At 64.0% G+C, this 16,356-nt stretch carries 14 protein-coding genes; 4 read left to right on the top strand and 10 right to left on the bottom strand.

Going from position 1 to position 16,356, the window contains the following annotated elements:
- The first annotated feature begins 218 nt into the window (after positions 1–218).
- A complete protein-coding gene (locus tag AB0N72_RS10720) occupies positions 219–1,370 on the top strand; it encodes a glutamate--cysteine ligase (protein ID WP_363930397.1) in 1,152 nt (383 codons plus the stop codon).
- Positions 1,371–1,380: 10 nt separating this feature from the next.
- On the opposite strand, the gene tsaD is transcribed toward AB0N72_RS10720, so the two are convergent.
- The 6 genes from tsaD to AB0N72_RS10690 are packed head-to-tail and all read right to left on the bottom strand — an operon-like array spanning position 1,381 to position 6,679.
- Positions 1,381–2,517: a tRNA (adenosine(37)-N6)-threonylcarbamoyltransferase complex transferase subunit TsaD gene (gene tsaD / locus AB0N72_RS10715; RefSeq protein WP_363930396.1), complete on the bottom strand. Its 1,137-nt coding sequence runs from the start codon at positions 2,515–2,517 to the stop codon at positions 1,381–1,383.
- Positions 2,514–3,017 (bottom strand): ribosomal protein S18-alanine N-acetyltransferase, encoded by a 504-nt coding sequence (gene rimI / locus AB0N72_RS10710; RefSeq protein ID WP_363930395.1) that lies wholly within the window; start codon positions 3,015–3,017, stop codon positions 2,514–2,516. Before rimI ends, tsaD begins: the two co-directional genes overlap by 4 nt.
- Before the next feature lie 13 nt (positions 3,018–3,030).
- Positions 3,031–3,702: a tRNA (adenosine(37)-N6)-threonylcarbamoyltransferase complex dimerization subunit type 1 TsaB gene (gene tsaB, locus AB0N72_RS10705; RefSeq protein ID WP_363930394.1), complete on the bottom strand. Its 672-nt coding sequence runs from the start codon at positions 3,700–3,702 to the stop codon at positions 3,031–3,033.
- On the bottom strand, positions 3,702–4,277 hold the full coding sequence (gene tsaE / locus AB0N72_RS10700; RefSeq protein ID WP_363930393.1) for a tRNA (adenosine(37)-N6)-threonylcarbamoyltransferase complex ATPase subunit type 1 TsaE: 576 nt from the start codon (positions 4,275–4,277) through the stop codon (positions 3,702–3,704). Before tsaE ends, tsaB begins: the two co-directional genes overlap by 1 nt.
- Entirely contained in the window at positions 4,274–5,527 is a 1,254-nt protein-coding gene (alr, locus tag AB0N72_RS10695) for an alanine racemase (protein ID WP_363930392.1), read from the bottom strand. Before alr ends, tsaE begins: the two co-directional genes overlap by 4 nt.
- A 57-nt stretch (positions 5,528–5,584) precedes the next feature.
- Positions 5,585–6,679, bottom strand: a complete 1,095-nt coding sequence (locus AB0N72_RS10690; protein ID WP_363930391.1) for a carbohydrate kinase family protein — start codon at positions 6,677–6,679, stop codon at positions 5,585–5,587.
- A 47-nt stretch (positions 6,680–6,726) separates the two neighbouring features.
- Here AB0N72_RS10690 and AB0N72_RS10685 point away from each other — a divergent pair, with 47 nt between their 5' ends.
- Positions 6,727–8,127 (top strand): 6-phospho-beta-glucosidase, encoded by a 1,401-nt coding sequence (locus tag AB0N72_RS10685; RefSeq protein WP_363930390.1) that lies wholly within the window; start codon positions 6,727–6,729, stop codon positions 8,125–8,127.
- Here AB0N72_RS10685 and AB0N72_RS10680 read toward each other — a convergent pair.
- Entirely contained in the window at positions 8,124–8,633 is a 510-nt protein-coding gene (locus AB0N72_RS10680) for a GNAT family N-acetyltransferase (RefSeq protein ID WP_363930389.1), read from the bottom strand. The two genes, AB0N72_RS10685 and AB0N72_RS10680, sit on opposite strands and share 4 nt — an antisense overlap.
- A 119-nt stretch (positions 8,634–8,752) precedes the next feature.
- On the opposite strand from AB0N72_RS10680, the gene mshA reads away from it, so the two are divergent.
- On the top strand, positions 8,753–9,997 hold the full coding sequence (gene mshA / locus AB0N72_RS10675) for a D-inositol-3-phosphate glycosyltransferase (protein ID WP_363930388.1): 1,245 nt from the start codon (positions 8,753–8,755) through the stop codon (positions 9,995–9,997).
- A gap of 102 nt (positions 9,998–10,099) precedes the next feature.
- Complete coding sequence (locus AB0N72_RS10670; protein WP_363930387.1) at positions 10,100–11,788, top strand: formate--tetrahydrofolate ligase; 1,689 nt, start codon at positions 10,100–10,102, stop codon at positions 11,786–11,788.
- Between the two features lie 400 nt (positions 11,789–12,188).
- Here the strand turns inward: AB0N72_RS10670 and AB0N72_RS10665 are convergent, their stop codons facing one another.
- The 3 genes from AB0N72_RS10665 to treZ all read right to left on the bottom strand — a co-directional run bounded on the left by AB0N72_RS10665 (position 12,189) and on the right by treZ (position 16,336).
- Positions 12,189–13,274, bottom strand: coding sequence for an inositol-3-phosphate synthase (locus tag AB0N72_RS10665; RefSeq protein WP_363930386.1), 1,086 nt, complete (start codon positions 13,272–13,274; stop codon positions 12,189–12,191).
- Positions 13,275–13,443: 169 nt separating this feature from the next.
- The gene (gene mgrA / locus AB0N72_RS10660; RefSeq protein WP_363930385.1) at positions 13,444–14,481 is read right to left on the bottom strand and encodes an L-glyceraldehyde 3-phosphate reductase; all 1,038 of its coding nucleotides are present in this window, start codon (positions 14,479–14,481) and stop codon (positions 13,444–13,446) included.
- 82 nt (positions 14,482–14,563) lie between these two features.
- Complete coding sequence (gene treZ / locus AB0N72_RS10655; protein ID WP_363930384.1) at positions 14,564–16,336, bottom strand: malto-oligosyltrehalose trehalohydrolase; 1,773 nt, start codon at positions 16,334–16,336, stop codon at positions 14,564–14,566.
- Positions 16,337–16,356: the final 20 nt, after the last annotated feature.

Raw genomic sequence — 16,356 nt, 5'->3', positions numbered from 1 at the left:
GTGGCCGCCTCACGGCACTGACTGTCCAGGGAACTGACAACTGAGAAGTGCATGGGATGATGTTACTGCGAATCATTCTCAATAACAAATCACGCTGGATGGAACGCTGCGTCATCCCGCAATTGCCCTGGTTCCGGCTGCATTAGACTTGATCCGACCGCTGGCGGCCCCACAGCGGGGAACCGTGCCCGGCTGACACGACACAATGAGGGGACTACGTGCAGATTGATTTTGCGCCATCCAGGCAATCGACACTGGGTGTGGAATGGGAGTTGGCGCTCGTCAATGCACGCACCGGGGAACTTGTCTCCGTAGCAAATGATGTCCTCAAGGGCGTGGCAGCAAACCACCCCGACCTGAACGAGGACGACGAACACCCGCACATCAAGCGGGAACTGCTCCTGAACACCGTGGAGCTCGTCACTGGCATCTGCGAGACAATCAAGGATGCCAAAGAGGACCTCAGCCGTTCATTGGCGGCCGTGCGGGAAGTCACCGACCCCATGGGTGTCGAGGTGTTTTGCGCCGGCAGCCATCCCTTCAGCCCTCCCCTGCTCCAGCCGGTCACCGACAAAGAGCGCTACGCCAAACTGATCGAGCGGACCCAATGGTGGGGACGCCAGATGGTCATCTACGGCGTCCACGTCCACGTGGGTATCGACCGGAAGGAAAAAGTCCTACCGATCCTGGACGGACTGGTCAACTATTTCCCGCACTTCCAGGCATTGTCAGCCTCCAGCCCCTATTGGGCCGGCGAAGAGACCGGCTACGCATCACAGCGCGCCCTCATGTTCCAGCAGCTCCCCACCGCGGGACTGCCGTTCCAGTTTGAGACGTGGGAGGCCTACGAGTCCTACGTCCAGGACATGTTCACCACCGGAGTGATCGACTCCACGTCCGAGATCCGCTGGGACATCCGCCCCGTGTCCAACCTTGGCACCATCGAAATGCGCATCTGCGACGGCCTGGCGACCCTCGAGGAAGTCGGCGCCATCGCGGCCTTGACCCAGTGCCTGGTGGACGAGTTCTCCTCCATCCTGGATGCCGGAGGCAGCATCCCCACGATGCCGCCGTGGCATGTGCAGGAGAACAAGTGGCGCGCCGCGCGTTACGGCATGGAAGCCATCATCATCCTCGACGCCGCGGGCAACGAGCAGCTGGTCACCGAACACCTGGCGGAAACCGTAGCCCGGCTTGAGCCTGTGGCAGCCAAGCTCGGCTGCTCGGAAGAACTCGCAGATGTCCTGAAGATCGTCGAACGCGGTGCCAGCTACCAGCGACAACGTCGGGTGGCAGCCGAGCACAACGGCGACCTCCAGGCAGTGGTCATGGACCTCGTCCAGCAGATGCGAAAAGGTCCGGACGCCTAGTCGGTTCGACTTAGGCAGGCACCGACACCGTAGTGACGGGCATGGAGGAATCCGGCGCGAACTCCACGCCGGACGGGCCCACGCCGGCCATGATCAGCTGGGCACCAAGGGCCGCCACCATTGCTCCGTTATCCGTGCACAGGTCCAACGGCGGCACGTGAAGCCTGATTCCGGCGGAGGTACAACGCTGCCCGGTCAGCTCCCGGAGCCGCGAGTTGGCTGCCACCCCTCCCCCCAGCAGGAGGTCCGTAATGCCGTTCTCCTTGCAGGCCAGGACCGCCTTTGAGGTGATGACGTCCACTACGGCTTCCTGGAAGGCTGCGGCGATGTCTGCCACCGGCACTTCCTCGCTCCGGGCCTCGAACTGCTCCACGCACCGCGCCACAGCGGTTTTCAGGCCGCTGAAGGACCAGTCGTAGCGGTGCGGGCCTTTCTCTTCGGCCGTTCCCATGTACTTGGGCTGGGTGAGGCCACGGGGAAAGCGGATGGATTTGGGATTGCCTTGGCGCGCCAGTTTGTCGATGGCAGGCCCACCCGGGTAGCCGAGGCCCAGGATGCGGGCAACCTTGTCGTAGGCTTCCCCGGCGGCGTCGTCGATGGTTGAACCCAGCAGCTCGACGTCGTCGGTGATGCTGCGGATGCGCAGGATTTCCGTATGCCCACCCGATACCAGGAGCGCTCCCAGGTTCTCCGGCAAGGGCCCGGCACCCAGGCCGGCGGCAGCACCGGCGTCGGACTTACCTCCCTGTCCTGGCCGCCGATCCAGCAGGCCAACGCCAACATGGGCCACCAAATGGTTGATCGCGTACAGCGGCTTTCCCGTGGCGACGGCCAACGCCTTGGCAGCGCAGACTCCCACCATGAGCGCACCGGCCAGGCCCGGACCGGACGTCACGGCGATCGCGTCGATCTCGTCCAAGGTGACCCCGGCTTCATGCAGTGACTCCTGCAGGGTGGGGACAAAAGCGTCAAGGTGCGCCCGCGAGGCAATCTCGGGGATCACGCCGCCGAACCGTACGTGCTCGTCCATGGACGAGGACACCGTATTGGTGAGCAGGGTGGTTCCGCGCACAATGCCGACACCTGTCTCATCGCACGAAGATTCAATGCCGAGCACCAGTGGCTGGTGCGGAACAGGCGCGCTCATGCCGTCATTCCTTCCTGGGATGGGGAGTCGCTCAATTGCAGCCGCATGATCAAGGCATCCGTGCCGTCCCGGTAGTACCGCGGGCGGATGTGGATCTGTTCGAAACCGAACCGCAGGTACAGCTGCTGGGCACGGGGATTGTCCGCCCGCACCTCCAGCAGGACATCTGCCGCCCGGCGCCGCCGGGCCTCGTCGATCAGCTCCGTCAGCATGGCCGAGCCAATCCCCTTGCCTTCGAATTCAGGAACGACGGCGATCGTCTGGACGTCCGCAATTGGCTCGATGCACATCAACCCCGCGTAACCCACGATTCCGCCGTCGGCCTCAGCTACCACGTACCGTCGGGTCTCAGGTTGGGCCAGCTCATCAATGAACATCTGAAGCGGCCACGCATCAACGGGGAACAACCGGCGTTCGAGTGCCTCCACGGCCATGATGTCGGCCTCGGTCATGTCGCGCAGGGACACACCGGCGAGCTCCATTTTGGGTGACAATTTCATAGTTTCCGTCCCATCAGAGGGCGCGCTTCCGGGGGCCGGGCACCTGGGCGTCCGATTCCCGCAAGTACAAAGGCGTGGAGTCCAGCAGTTGCTGCCCCGCGTTGAGCCGGGCCAGGGCAAGCTGGCCCAGGGAGGCGGCATCGGGCTGTTTCGAAGCGAAGTCCTGGTCCGCGCGGAGGACATCGGCATACAGGCCCGCGCCCGCACCATAGACGGGGAGGTCCGGGAGGTCCGCCGCGAAGCCCACATGCGGGCCATCCACAAGTTCCGGGAGCTGCCCCTGGGCCAAGGCATAACGGGCCCAGTAGACCTCTTTCCGCCGGGCATCCGTGGCAACCAGGAACTCGGCAGCTTCGGTCGTGGATTCCGCTACCTCGAGCGCGATCGCATCGAGGCTCATGAGGCCGTACAACGGCTTGTTCCACACGAAGGCCAGGGTGCGCGCCGTGGCAATGCCGGAGCGCAGGCCCGTAAACGGACCGGGCCCCACGCCGGTGACGATGGCGTCGATGTCCGCGCCGGTCACGCCGGCACCTGCCAGGAGCTTCTCGATGCCAGGAGCCAGGACTTCGGCATGGCTGCGGGTGTCCTCCGTGGCGAACGAATCCACCACGCCTTCCATGGCTTCGTCCGAAATGAGGGCAGCACTTGCCACCGCCGAGGTATCAATGGCCAGGATCAGCATCAGTGCCCTCCCTGTTCTGCGTTCTCAAGAAGTGCTGGAGCCTGGGCCCAGCGGGGACCAAAGCCACGGAAAACGATGGTGCGGGGCTCGTCGTCGTCATCGGTATCAAAATTCAGCACATCCCCGTCCGGGGAGCCTGCCGCGTCATCACCACCAACGGACCGGTGCAGCTCAACCTCCAGGCGGCTCTCCGAAAGGTGCTCCACCCGGTCCCGGCCCCACTCCACCACGGTGACCGCGGTGTCCATGGTGTTCTCAAGATCGATGTCGTCGATCTCCGCAGCGGATTCCAACCTGTAGGCGTCCACGTGGACAAGGTCCGGGCCACCCGGGCGGGGACCTTCGGGCAGGTTGGGATGGATCCGTACCAGCACAAAGGTTGGCGAGATGATCCCGGCGCGCACTCCCAGGCCCTCCCCCAGGCCTTGGGTGAACGTGGTCTTGCCGGCGCCCAGTTCACCGGTCAGCACCAGAAGGTCGCCCGTCTGAAGCACCTCACCGAGTGCCGCTGCGAGCGAGTGGGTCTGCTCCGCCGTCGTGACCGTCAACCTGCGCTCCCATTGGGGTCCGCTCACAGCGCTGCCTTTTCGGCGTTGGCGGCTGCGGCAGTTGCCACATCGGGTTGTGCCGGCAGTTCATTGACGTAGCTGCGTGGCACGCGGGGGCTGATGCGCGTGACGATTTCGTAGTTGTTGGTTCCTGCCGCCGCCGCCCAATCGTCCGCGGTGGGGCCGCCGTCGGAGCCGTCACCAAACATGACGGCTTCGGCACCTTTGAAGGTGGCCATCGTTTCGGGAGCCAACGGGCCCAGGTCTATGACCATCTGGTCCATCGCGATCCTGCCAACCACAGGGTAATTGACGCCGTTGACGCGGACGGGTCCGCCGGTACCGATCCGCGGGACGCCATCGGCGTATCCCAACGGCACCAAACCAAGGGTGCTTTCCTCGCTGGTCCGGTAGTTCAGCCCGTACGAGACACCCTGGCCTTCGGGGACCTTCTTGCAGTTGGACAGGAGCGTGCGCACCGTCATGGCCGGGTGCAAGCCGAGTTCGGCGGAAGTGGCGCCTTCAAAAGGCGACAATCCGTAGATGCCCAGGCCCACGCGGACGAGGTCGAAATGCGAATCCGGCCGGGACAGCGTGGCGGGCGTATTGGCGATGTGCCGGACCTCGGTGTCCACGCCGGCGTCCTCGGCCATGGCGATGGCTTCGCGGAACACGGCAAGTTGGTCATCGGTTTCGGGGCGGTGCGGTTCGTCAGCCACGGCGAGGTGCGAGAAGATGCCCACCACGCGCAGAAGGCCCTGGTCCTGGTAGTCCATTGCCTGGCCGAGCAGCTGGTCCCAGTCGGCAATGGTGCAGCCGTTACGGCCGAGGCCCGTGTCGATCTTGAGGTGCACCCGCGCCGGGCGTTCCTGCTCCCGCGCTGCCGCGACTACCGCGTCAAGTTCCCACCCCGAAATTCCGACGTCGACGCCGGCAGCTACTGCCGCTTGGAAGTTGCTTCCGCGGGTGTGCAGCCACGCGAGCAACGGCGCGTCGATGCCGGCGGCGCGCAAGGCGAGCGCCTCGGAAATGTGCGCCACCCCGAGCCAGGCGGCACCGGCGTCGAGGGCTGCCCGCGCAACCTGCACGGCTCCGTGGCCATAGGCGTCGGCCTTCACGACGGCCATGACGGCGGCAGGAGAGGCGATGGCTACGAACTGGCGAACGTTGTGGCGCACAGCTTCGAGGTCGATCACTGCGGATCGTTCAAGCACCGCCGCTTTGGCTATTGACGCCTTGGAGCCGATCCCGATATCTGCAGCTGCTTCATAAGTCACCCTAGAGATTCTAGTGGTGCCAGTGAATTCGGGTTAACTGCGCAGGGGTCCCTGCCGCTACTGCGCATCCGACAAGTGCGCGATGGTGGCCCGGGCGCGCCGTTGGGCTTCGGCCGGAATGTCTTTGACGATCGGCTCCAGGAATGCGAAGCGCCGCAGCCATTGGCTGGACTGGCGCTCCTTCCGCGCATTCGCCCGCTGCCACCAGTCCGCAATGTCTCCCCAGCCCGGTGCCGCCAATGAGCCGCCGACCTCCTGGACGGCAAGGGAGGCGCACAGGTTGGCAAAACGCAGCCGGTCACCCAACCGCCATCCCGCAAGGCTCCCCACAATGAAGGCCGCACCAAAGCAGTCCCCCGCCCCCGTGGGATCAGAAGCTGAAACCGGCAGCGACGGCACCCACTCCTCCTCGCCAGTTTCCGAGTCCACCGCCACCGCGCCTTGCGGGCCAAGGGTCACCACTGCGACCGGCACGCGGTCGGCCAGGGAGTACAGGGCAGCCCAAGGGTCTGATTTGCCCGTGAACGCCATGGCCTCGGGCGCGTTGGGGAGGAAGGCATAGTAGTTCCCAAGCTGGTCCAGCCTCCGCTCCGACCATTCCCCGGTAGGGTCCCATCCCACCACCCCGAAGAGTTTGGTGCCGGCGGCCTTGGCGGCCACCATCCACGGCTCCATCTCCTCTTCCAGCTCCGCAACGGCTGCGAGCGCCCGGGGAGGCCTGCCAATTAACTCGGAAGAACTGATCGGCGCCGGGTGCCCGTGGGTGACCATGGAGCGGTCCTGGTTCACGCACATGGATACCGTCACGGGCGAGTGCCATCCCGGTACCCTGCGCGAGAGCGAGAGGTCCACGTGTTCCTGGGTTTCGAGGATCTGCCAGTTGTAGTCGCCGTAGCCGTCATCACCGAACGTGGCTGCGAGGTTGGTCCGCAATCCGAGCCGGGCCGCGGCGATTGCCTGGTTGGCCACTCCTCCCGGGCAGCTTCCCATGCCTTCGCTCCACACTTCGGTGCCGGGTTCGGGCGCTTGGGGAAGGCCGGTGAAAATGATGTCCTGGAAGACGGTGCCGGTCAGGAGGAGATCGCACCCGGCGTCGCCGTCGGACCTTACGGCGGCAAGGGGGTCGAATCGTCGCTGCGGCAAAGCGTCCATGAACGGCACACTACGCCGCAGCTTGCTGGGCTGCATAGACTCAAAGCATGCGGCTCATGATCGCCGGTGGCGGCGGATTCCGGGTTCCCCTCGTGTACCGGGTGTTGTGCCAGGGTCCCTTTGCCGGCCTGGTCAGCGAACTGGTGCTTTTCGACGTCGACGAGCAACGGCTCAAGGCGATCCAGGCAGTACTGCGCGATATGCCCACCACCCCTGGTCCGCGTCCTACGATCGTGGGGTGCAACGACCTTGGGCAGGCTCTCACCGGGACGGACATCGTGTTTGCGGCCATCCGGCCCGGCGGAACTGCCGGCCGGATCGCCGATGAGGGCGTTGCGTTGGCACTCGGGCTACTGGGCCAGGAGACCACCGGTGCAGGCGGAATTTCCTACGCACTGCGATCCATCCCCCGCATGTTGGAACTCGCCCAGGGCATGCGCCGTCATTGTCCCGACGCCTGGCTGATCAACTTCACCAACCCTGCCGGGATGGTCACCGAGGCCTTGGTGCCTGTTCTTGGGAACCGGGTGATTGGGATTTGTGATTCCGCCGGGGGCTTGGCGCAGCGTGCGGCCCGGGCGGCCGGCACCCCGTTGATTGAAGGAAGTCTCGACGGCGTGGGCTACTACGGGCTGAACCACCTCGGCTGGCTCTACCGGCTGGCGCCGCACGGCAGGGATCTCCTGCCCGGGCTTCTGGCCGATCCCTCCGCCCTTGGGTCCATGGAGGAAGGCCGCCTTTTTGGGCAGCACACCCTGGAAAAGCTCGGCTGCCTGCCCAACGAGTACCTGTACTACTACTACCAAACGGCGCAGGCCACCAAAGCCATCCGTGCACAACGTCAGACGCGTGGGGCCTCGATCCACCTGCAACAACATGCGCTCTACCCCGCTTTGGTGCACGCTGATGACGCCTATTCACTGTGGGATGCGGCCCGTCGATCGCGTGAGGAAGGCTATCTGGCGGAAGCCCGGACGAACGGCGAGCAGCGCGACGAGTCCGATCTTGCCGGAGGTGGCTACGAACGGGTTGCGTTGTCCGTGATGCGGGCCCTTTCGGCCGGCGGAACCGCCCAACTCATCCTCAACGTGCCCAACGCCCCCGTGCTGGCTGCCGATGGTCCCCACGATGCAGAAGTGGCCGTCCCCGGGTTGCCGGCGGACGCCGTCGTCGAAGTCCCCGCCCAAGTGACGCCCGACGGCGCGGTGGCGGTCGCGCAGGAACGGCCCCCGGGCCCGTTCCTCACTTTGATGCAGCGCGTCAAAGAGGTGGAGCGGCTCACGATCCGCGCCGTCCGCGACCACGACCGCGAAGCCGCCGTCCAGGCGTTCGCCTCGCATCCGCTGGTGGGCTCGGAACTGTTGGGCAGGCAGCTCTTGGCGGGCTACGAAAAGGAATTCCCGGGGCTGGCGGCGCTTTGGAGCAATGGCCGGCGGGCTGGGGGCTAGAGCTTGCGGTACATCACGTGCAGGCCAACGTAACCGATCTCGGGATGGTTGAAAGCCTCAGGCACCGTGGCCAGAATCTTGAATCCCATGGACTGCCACAGCCATACGGCCCGGACGTTGCTCTCCACCACGGCGTTGTACTGCATGGAGTAGAAGCCTGCCGCCTTGGCCTCTTGAAGGGAGTAGGCGCAGAGTGCCCGCGCAATACCTTGGCCCGAATGGCCGGCAGCCACCATGTAACCGGCGTTGGCGACATGGCTGCCACCGCCACCTTGGTTGGCGTGGAACTCTCCGGTGCCAAGGATCTTTCCGGAGTCCTTGTCCACCGCAACGAACGTCTGTCCGGGGGCTTCCTTGGACCACTTGGCCCTCGCTGCTTCCTCAGTGGTGTCGCGATCCCATGTGAAGGTCTCGCCTTCACGGATTACGGGCTCCAGGATGGACCAGATTCCGGCCCAGTCCCCAGGGGCCGCCTTGCGGATGTCGAAGGATTGTTCTTGGCTCACAGCCCACACGCTAGCAGCCTTTGTCCACATAGCGGGGCCGCTTTCTTGAGGGGCGGAAGGGCAGGAGTAGTGTTTTCTGCAGGGCAAAGTGAATTGCAGTGAAAGTCAGGAGGGGTGCGATGCCGATGGTCCGTCGTGTGGCGTTCCTGTCGTTGCACACCTCCCCCATGGAGCAGCCCGGGGCCGGTGACGCAGGCGGAATGAACGTCTACGTCCGGGCCTTGGCCATGGCACTGGCGGAGACAGGCGTGGAGGTGGAGATTTTCACGCGGGCCACCAAAGCCAGCCAACCCGCCGTCGAGCATCCCGGTCCAGGGGTGTGCGTCCACAACGTCCAGGCCGGACCACGCCGGAAGATACCCAAGGAAGAATTGCCGGAGCTCCTGCACCAGATGGTGGGAGAAATCGACCACATCCGGAACCAGCAACTTCACGGCCGCTACGACGCCATCCATTCGCACTACTGGGTGTCCGGCGTTGCCGGCTTGGAGCTGTCCGCGCTGTGGGGCGTTCCGCTGGTCCACACCATGCACACCATGGCCAAGGTCAAGAACCTCGTCCTGCAACCGGGCGAACGCCCTGAGCCACGGCGCCGGGAGATCGGCGAGCAGCAGATCGTCGACGGCGCCGCGCGGCTGATCGCCAACACCCCTGCGGAAGCGGACGAACTCGTGTCCCACTACGGAGCCGACCGCGACAGGATTGACGTAGCCCCGCCCGGAGTGGACCTCAACGTTTTCACGCCATCGTTCCGCAAGAAGTCGCGCGCCAGGCTTGAGGTTCGGCCGGACAGCTTCCACATCCTGTTCGCTGGCCGCATCCAGCGGCTCAAGGGTCCCCAGGTCTTCGTCAAGGCCGCAGGCATCCTGCGGAAGCGGCGGCCGGACATCGATCTGGAAATGACAATCCTGGGCTCGCTGAGCGGGGCCAAGGACTTCAACCTCCAGCAGATCATCCACGAGGCAGGAATGGACGACGTCGTCACTCACCGGCCGCCGGTGGTGGCGCCGGAGCTGGCTGGCTGGTTCCGCTCTGCCGACGTCGTGGTGATGCCCTCCTTCAGTGAATCCTTCGGCCTGGTGGCCTTGGAAGCACAGGCGTGCGGTACTCCGGTCGTTGCCACCAACGTCGGAGGCCTGTCCCGGGCCATCTCGGACGGCCGCACAGGAATTCTGGTGAACGGGCACGACCCCACCGACTGGGCCGATGCCCTCGAGGATCTGTACGACGACGTCCAGACGCGCGAAGACATGGGCCGGCTCGCTGCCACCCACGCCGAGTCCTTCGGATGGCAACGCACAGCTGCGATCACCATGGAAAGCTACCGCGAAGCCGTTGGAGGCCTGCTTCTTCCCCGGAGCTGAGGATCCCCGTGAAGGGGCCGTACGGCTGGTAGATTTGCGCGCACAGCGTTTGCGCGCCACAAGCGTCAGCCCTGAACGGGAACATCCAGCCGAAGGACAACGATGTCTGAAGACAAGGTCATGAGCGATCTTGAGATTGCCCATAACGCCGCCATCCTCCCCATCGAGGAGATCGCCCGGAAGGCCGGCATCACTGTGGATGCCCTTGAGCTGTACGGGCCGTACAAAGCGAAGATCAACGTAGGCAAACTCGTCCTCCCTGCAGGCAAGTCGCCCGGGAAGGTTGTGCTTGTCTCGGCCATGTCCCCCACCCCCGCCGGTGAAGGTAAATCAACCACCACTGTCGGGCTCGCAGACTCCCTCGCCCGCGCCGGGCACAAAGTGATGATCGCCCTGCGGGAGCCATCACTGGGACCGATCCTCGGCATGAAGGGCGGGGCCACGGGAGGCGGCTACTCCCAGGTCCTGCCGATGGACGACATCAACCTGCACTTCACCGGGGACTTCCACGCGATCACCTCGGCGAACAACGCCCTCATGGCCTTGGTGGACAACCATATTTTCCAAGGCAACCAGCTGGGCATCGATCCCCGCCGCATGACGTTCAAACGCGTGCTGGACATGAACGACCGCGCTTTGAGGGAAGTGGTGATCGGCCTCGGTGGGCCCGCCCAGGGAGTGCCGCGCCAGGACGGCTTCGACATCACCGTGGCCTCGGAGATCATGGCCGTCTTCTGCCTGGCAACGGACCTCGACGACCTCCGGTCCCGGCTGGGGCGGATCACCTTCGGGTACACCTACGATCGTGCTCCCGTCACCGTTGCTGACCTTGGTGTCGAGGGCGCACTCACCATGCTTCTGAAGGACGCGATCAAGCCGAACCTCGTCCAGACCATCGCAGGGACTCCCGCCTTGGTCCACGGGGGGCCGTTTGCCAACATCGCCCACGGCTGTAACTCACTGATCGCCACCAGGACGGCCATGCAGCTCGCCGACGTTGTCGTCACTGAGGCGGGCTTCGGGGCTGACCTTGGCGCCGAAAAGTACATGGACATCAAGGCGAGGATCGCTGATGTGGCGCCATCCGCCGTCGTGGTTGTTGCCACCATCCGCGCGCTCAAGATGCAGGGCGGGGTTCCCAAGGAGCACCTCAGCGAACCAAATGTGGATGCCTTGGCCGCTGGGGTGGAGAACCTCAAGAGGCACATCCGGAACGTGGCCAAATTCGGCATCACTCCCGTGGTGTCCATCAACAAGTTTGCCACCGATACTTCCGGCGAACTCGAGTGGCTTCTGGCCTGGTGTGCGGCGGAAGGCGTGGAGGCCGCCGTCGCCGATGTCTGGGGTCGCGGTGGCGGCGGCGACGGCGGTGACGAGCTCGCCGACAAAGTGGCAGCTGCACTGAAGGCGGGGTCGGACTTCCATCACCTTTACCCCCTGGACCTGCCTGTGGAGGACAAGATCCGGACGATCGTGCAGGAGATCTACGGTGCCGACGGAGTGGAATTCTCGGTGCCGGCCCTCAAGCGCCTCGCTGAGATCGAGAAGAACGGCTGGTCCGGCCTCCCTGTCTGCATGGCCAAGACCCAATACTCATTCACCGACGACGCCACTCGGCTGGGCGCGCCCAAGGGATTCCGGGTGCACGTCCGTGACCTGATCCCCAAAACCGGGGCGGGCTTCATCGTCGCTCTCACGGGGGCCGTCATGACCATGCCCGGGCTGCCCAAGGAACCGGCCGCGATGCGCATGGACGTGGATGCCGACGGCAACCCGATGGGCCTCTTCTAACCCTCCATCACATCCCCGGGCCCATCACCCCAACCCTCCATCACATCCCCGGGCCCATCACCCCAACCCTCCATCACATCCCGGGCCTTTGGACAGGACGCTTACTCACCCGGCTGCTGCAGGGGTGTCGGAATAGAAGTAGAGCCGGGGTTCTCTCCGCCTCGGGACTTCATTCCAGACCAAGGACTGGAGGAGCGATGGGCCCAAGCACCCAGGACGTGACCGAGCGATGGGCTCAAGCACCCAGAACGTGACCGAGCGACAAGCCCAAGCACCCGGAACGTGAGCGAGCGATGGGCCGGATGCCATGGGATGTGATTGGGCGTTGCTCGCGGGAGACGACCGACGCCCCCGCACAAAGGTGCAGGGGCGTCAGCTAAACGAGGGATTGTTGCGGCGTTTAGCGCTCGATATCGCCGCGGATGAAGGCTTCGACCTTCTCGCGGGCGATGTCGTCGTTGAACTGCTCCGGCGGCGACTTCATGAAGTAGCTGGAAGCGGAGAGCAGCGGGCCGCCGATGCCGCGGTCCAGGCCGATCTTTGCGGCACGGATGGCGTCGATGATCACGCCAGCGGAGTTCGGGGAATCCCAAACCTCAAGCTTGTACTCAAGGGAGACGGGGGCATCGCCGAAGTTGCGGCCCTCAAGGCGGACGAAAGCCCACTTGCGGTCATCAAGCCAGGCTACGTAGTCGGAAGGGCCGATGTGGACGTCGTCGGCGTGCAGTTCTGCCTCGACGTTGGAAGTAACAGCCTGGGTCTTGGAGATCTTCTTGGACTCCAGGCGGTCGCGCTCCAGCATGTTCTTGAAGTCCATGTTGCCGCCGACGTTCAGCTGGTACGTGCGGTCCAGGGTGACGCCGCGGTCTTCGAAGAGCTTGGCCATCACGCGGTGGGTGATGGTGGCGCCGATCTGGCTCTTGATGTCGTCACCAACAATCGGCACACCGGCTTCGGTGAACTTGTCGGCCCATTCCTTGGTGCCTGCAATGAAGACGGGAAGTGCGTTAACGAAAGCGACGCCGGCGTCGATGGCGCACTGGGCATAGAACTTGGCGGCCTGGTCCGAACCGACCGGCAGGTAGCAGACCATGACATCGGCTTTGGCTTCGCGCAATGCAGCAACGATGTCCACAGCTTCTTCAGGAGCTTCAACGATGGTCTCGCGGTAGTACTTGCCCAAGCCGTCCAGGGTATGGCCACGCTGGACGGTGACGCCGGTGGCGGGAACGTCGGCGATCTTGATGGTGTTGTTTTCGCTGGCGCCGATGGCGTCTGCCAGGTCCAGTCCAACCTTCTTGCTGTCAACATCGAAAGCAGCAACGAATTGGACGTCGTTGACGTGGTACTGGCCGAACTCGACGTGCATCAGACCCGGGATCGTGGCCTTGGGGTCAGCGTCGCGGTAGTACTGAACACCTTGGACCAGCGATGCGGCGCAGTTACCTACGCCGACAATGGCAACACGAATCGGATGTGAAGACACGGAACTCCTTTTGAGAACTAAACCTCAGGTGCCAGGCGCACCGTTGGCTGAGTCCAGGGCACGACTGATTGGCACGGCGCCATTCGGCGCACACTTGCATTGTAGCCAACACGGAAGGGGCCGGCTTTGTTCCCGGCGGGCCCCTTCCGTTTATGTCATTGCCGAACGGCTACTTCTGCGCCCACAGGTTGATGTCGGATTCGACGGCGAATTCGTCGATAGCCGTCAGGTCGTCAGTGCTGAACTCCAGGTTGTTGATGGCGCTGAGTGTGTCTTCGAGCTGCGTCACGCTGGAAGCACCGATCAGTGCCGAAGTGACCGGTGAGCCCTTCGGCTGGTCGCGAAGGATCCACGCCACCGCCATTTGCGCCAGGGTCTGCCCGCGTCCCTTGGCGATGGCGTTCAGCCCGCGCACACGGTCCAGTTTGTCCTCGGTCAGCTGCGATTCGGAGAGGAAGCGTTCCTTCGCGGCGCGTGAATCGGCGGGCACCCCGTTGAGGTACCGGTCCGTGAGCATACCTTGGGCCAGCGGGGAGAAGGCGATGGATCCTGCACCCACCTGGTCCAACGCCTCGTAAAGGTTTGGCGAGCCGTTCTCTGTCCACCGGTTGAGCATGGAATAGCTCGGCTGGTGGATCAGCAGCGGGGTGCCGAGTTCCTTGAGGATCCGGGCCGCTTCCAGGGTTTGCTCAGGAGTGTAGGAGGAGATGCCGGCGTACATGGCCTTGCCCGAGCGCACTGCGTAATCCAGGGCCCCCATTGTTTCTTCCAGCGGCGTCTCGGGGTCCGGACGGTGGCTGTAGAAGATGTCCACATACTCCAGGCCCATGCGTTCCAAGGACTGGTCGAGGCTGGAGATCAGGTACTTGCGGGATCCCCACTCACCATACGGTCCGGGCCACATGTAGTAGCCAGCCTTGGTGGAGATGACGAGTTCGTCGCGGTAGGCCTTGAAGTCGTCCTTCAAATGGCGTCCGAAGTTCGTTTCGGCGGAGCCGTCCGGCGGACCATAGTTGTTGGCGAGGTCGAAGTGGTTGACGCCGAGGTCGAACGCGCGCCGCAGGATGGCGCGCTGCTCCTCGAAACGCTTGTCGTCGCCGAAGTTGTGCCAGAGGCCCAGCGAGATGGCGGGCAGCTTGAGACCGCTGCGTCCGACACGGCGGTAGGGCATGGTTTCGTAGCGGTTTTCCGCGGCCGAATAAGTCATACGTTCTATCCTGCCACTGCACCAACCGGGGCGACGGCGCTGTCCGCCATGTGGGCGCCGTCACCCCGGTTCGGTGGTTGCCTTAGTCGACGCGCACGACGGCGGCGCTACCGCCGGGAAGCGTCAGCGCCTCCTCGTCCAGGACTGCTTCAGGGTCAGTAGCCAGCAGCAAAGAGCCGTTGAGGGGTGTCACGAGTGCCTCATCCCCCAGGTTGCACACGACACGGACATTGCCGCGGGACATCTCCAGCCAACGCTCGTCGTCGTCGAATTCCACGGAGGTATCTCCAAAGCCACCGTCGACGAGTTCCGGTGTATTCCGGCGCAGCTGTGCTAAATCCTTGTACAGCTGAAGCAGGCGTGCGTGGTCTCCCTCGCCGGCTTCGTCCCATTTGAGCTTGGAGCGCTGGAACGTCTCGGGATCCTGCGGATCGGGAACAACGGCCGGGTCCCAGCCCATCCGTTCGAACTCCTTGATTCGTCCTTCGGCTGTGGCCTTGCCAAGTTCAGGTTCCGGGTGGGAGGTGAAGAACTGCCACGGCGTAGAAGCCCCGAATTCCTCGCCCATGAACAGCATGGGCGTGAAGGGCGAGGTCATGGTCAGCACGGCACCGACGGCCAACTGGCCGTAGGACAGCGTTGCCGTGAGCCGGTCACCGATGGCCCGGTTTCCGATTTGGTCGTGGTTTTGCAGGCAGACCACCAAGGCCGAGGGGTGGGCCAAATCCTGCCTGATGGGCCTGCCGTGGTGACGTCCACGGAAACTTGAATAGCTTCCGTCGTGGAAAAACCCGTGTTCGAGGACCTTGGCCAGCACGGACAAGGAGTCAAAGTCCGAGTAGTAGCCCGTGGTCTCCCCGCTCAGGTTGACGTGGACGGCGTGGTGGAAGTCGTCGCTCCATTGGCCTTCCAAGCCATAGCCGTTGTCCTTGCGGGGATAAATCAGGCGTGGATTGTTGAGATCGGATTCTGCGATCAGGGTTTTGGGGATGCCCGTCTCCGCTTCGATCTGGTCAGCCAACGCACCGAAGTCCTCAAGGATGTGCACGGCCCGTTCATCACGGAGCGCGTGGACAGCATCAAGCCGAAGTCCATCAACGTGGTAATCGCGGAGCCACATGGCCGCGTTTTCGAGAATGTAGCGGCGCACGTCATCCGAGCCCGGGCCGTCGAGGTTCACTGAGTCGCCCCAGGTATTGCCCTCCCCGGACTTCAGGTAGGGCCCGAACTTCGGCAGATAGTTCCCGCTGGGACCGAGGTGGTTGTAGACAACGTCCTGGATAACGCCAAGCCCTGCAGCGTGTGCAGCATCAACGAAACGCTGATAAGCCGCCGGGCCCCCGTAGGGCTCGTGTACCGCGTACCAAAGGACGCCGTCGTAGCCCCAGTTATGAACACCGTTGAATCCATTGACCGGCAGGAGCTCAATGAAATCGACGCCGAGATCCACCAGGTAGTCCAGTTTCCCGGCGGCAGCATCCAGTGTGCCCTCGGGAGTGAACGTGCCAAGATGCAGCTCGTAGATGACCGCCCCTTTGAGGCTTCGCCCCTTCCAGCCGGCATCCTTCCACTCGTGGGTGGAGGCGTCGAACGTGGAAGACAGGCCATGGACCCCGTCCGGCTGCCGCCGTGAACGAGGATCGGGGAACGGGCCTTCCCCATCGACGAGGTAGCCATACGGTACACCGTCGGCTTCCCCGGCCCCGACGTCAGCCGGCGCATGCCACCAACCGCGGGCACCGGCGTCGTCATATTGCTCCATGCCATATTCGTGGCCACCGGCCACCAGCCGAACGGTCTTTGCGTTCGGCGCCCAGACATCAAAAAGATTCTTTCCAGCAGCGTGCTTCAGCATGATGTTCCCCTGTAAGTTCC

Source organism: Paenarthrobacter sp. NPDC089307, from assembly GCF_040685055.1.
Classification (GTDB): domain Bacteria; phylum Actinomycetota; class Actinomycetes; order Actinomycetales; family Micrococcaceae; genus Arthrobacter.
Note: the sequence above shows the minus strand (reverse complement) of the source record. Positions and strands in the feature narration are given on the sequence as shown.

Coding starts and splice junctions, on each gene's coding strand:
- rimI (WP_363930395.1), bottom strand. CDS start 3,017: ATGAAATTGTCACCCAAAATGGAGCTCGCCGGTGTGTCCCTGCGCGAC.
- tsaB (WP_363930394.1), bottom strand. CDS start 3,702: ATGCTGATCCTGGCCATTGATACCTCGGCGGTGGCAAGTGCTGCCCTC.
- AB0N72_RS10670 (WP_363930387.1), top strand. CDS start 10,100: ATGTCTGAAGACAAGGTCATGAGCGATCTTGAGATTGCCCATAACGCC.
- treZ (WP_363930384.1), bottom strand. CDS start 16,336: ATGCTGAAGCACGCTGCTGGAAAGAATCTTTTTGATGTCTGGGCGCCG.
- AB0N72_RS10690 (WP_363930391.1), bottom strand. CDS start 6,679: ATGGACGCTTTGCCGCAGCGACGATTCGACCCCCTTGCCGCCGTAAGG.
- mshA (WP_363930388.1), top strand. CDS start 8,753: ATGCCGATGGTCCGTCGTGTGGCGTTCCTGTCGTTGCACACCTCCCCC.
- AB0N72_RS10685 (WP_363930390.1), top strand. CDS start 6,727: ATGCGGCTCATGATCGCCGGTGGCGGCGGATTCCGGGTTCCCCTCGTG.
- mgrA (WP_363930385.1), bottom strand. CDS start 14,481: ATGACTTATTCGGCCGCGGAAAACCGCTACGAAACCATGCCCTACCGC.
- tsaD (WP_363930396.1), bottom strand. CDS start 2,517: ATGAGCGCGCCTGTTCCGCACCAGCCACTGGTGCTCGGCATTGAATCT.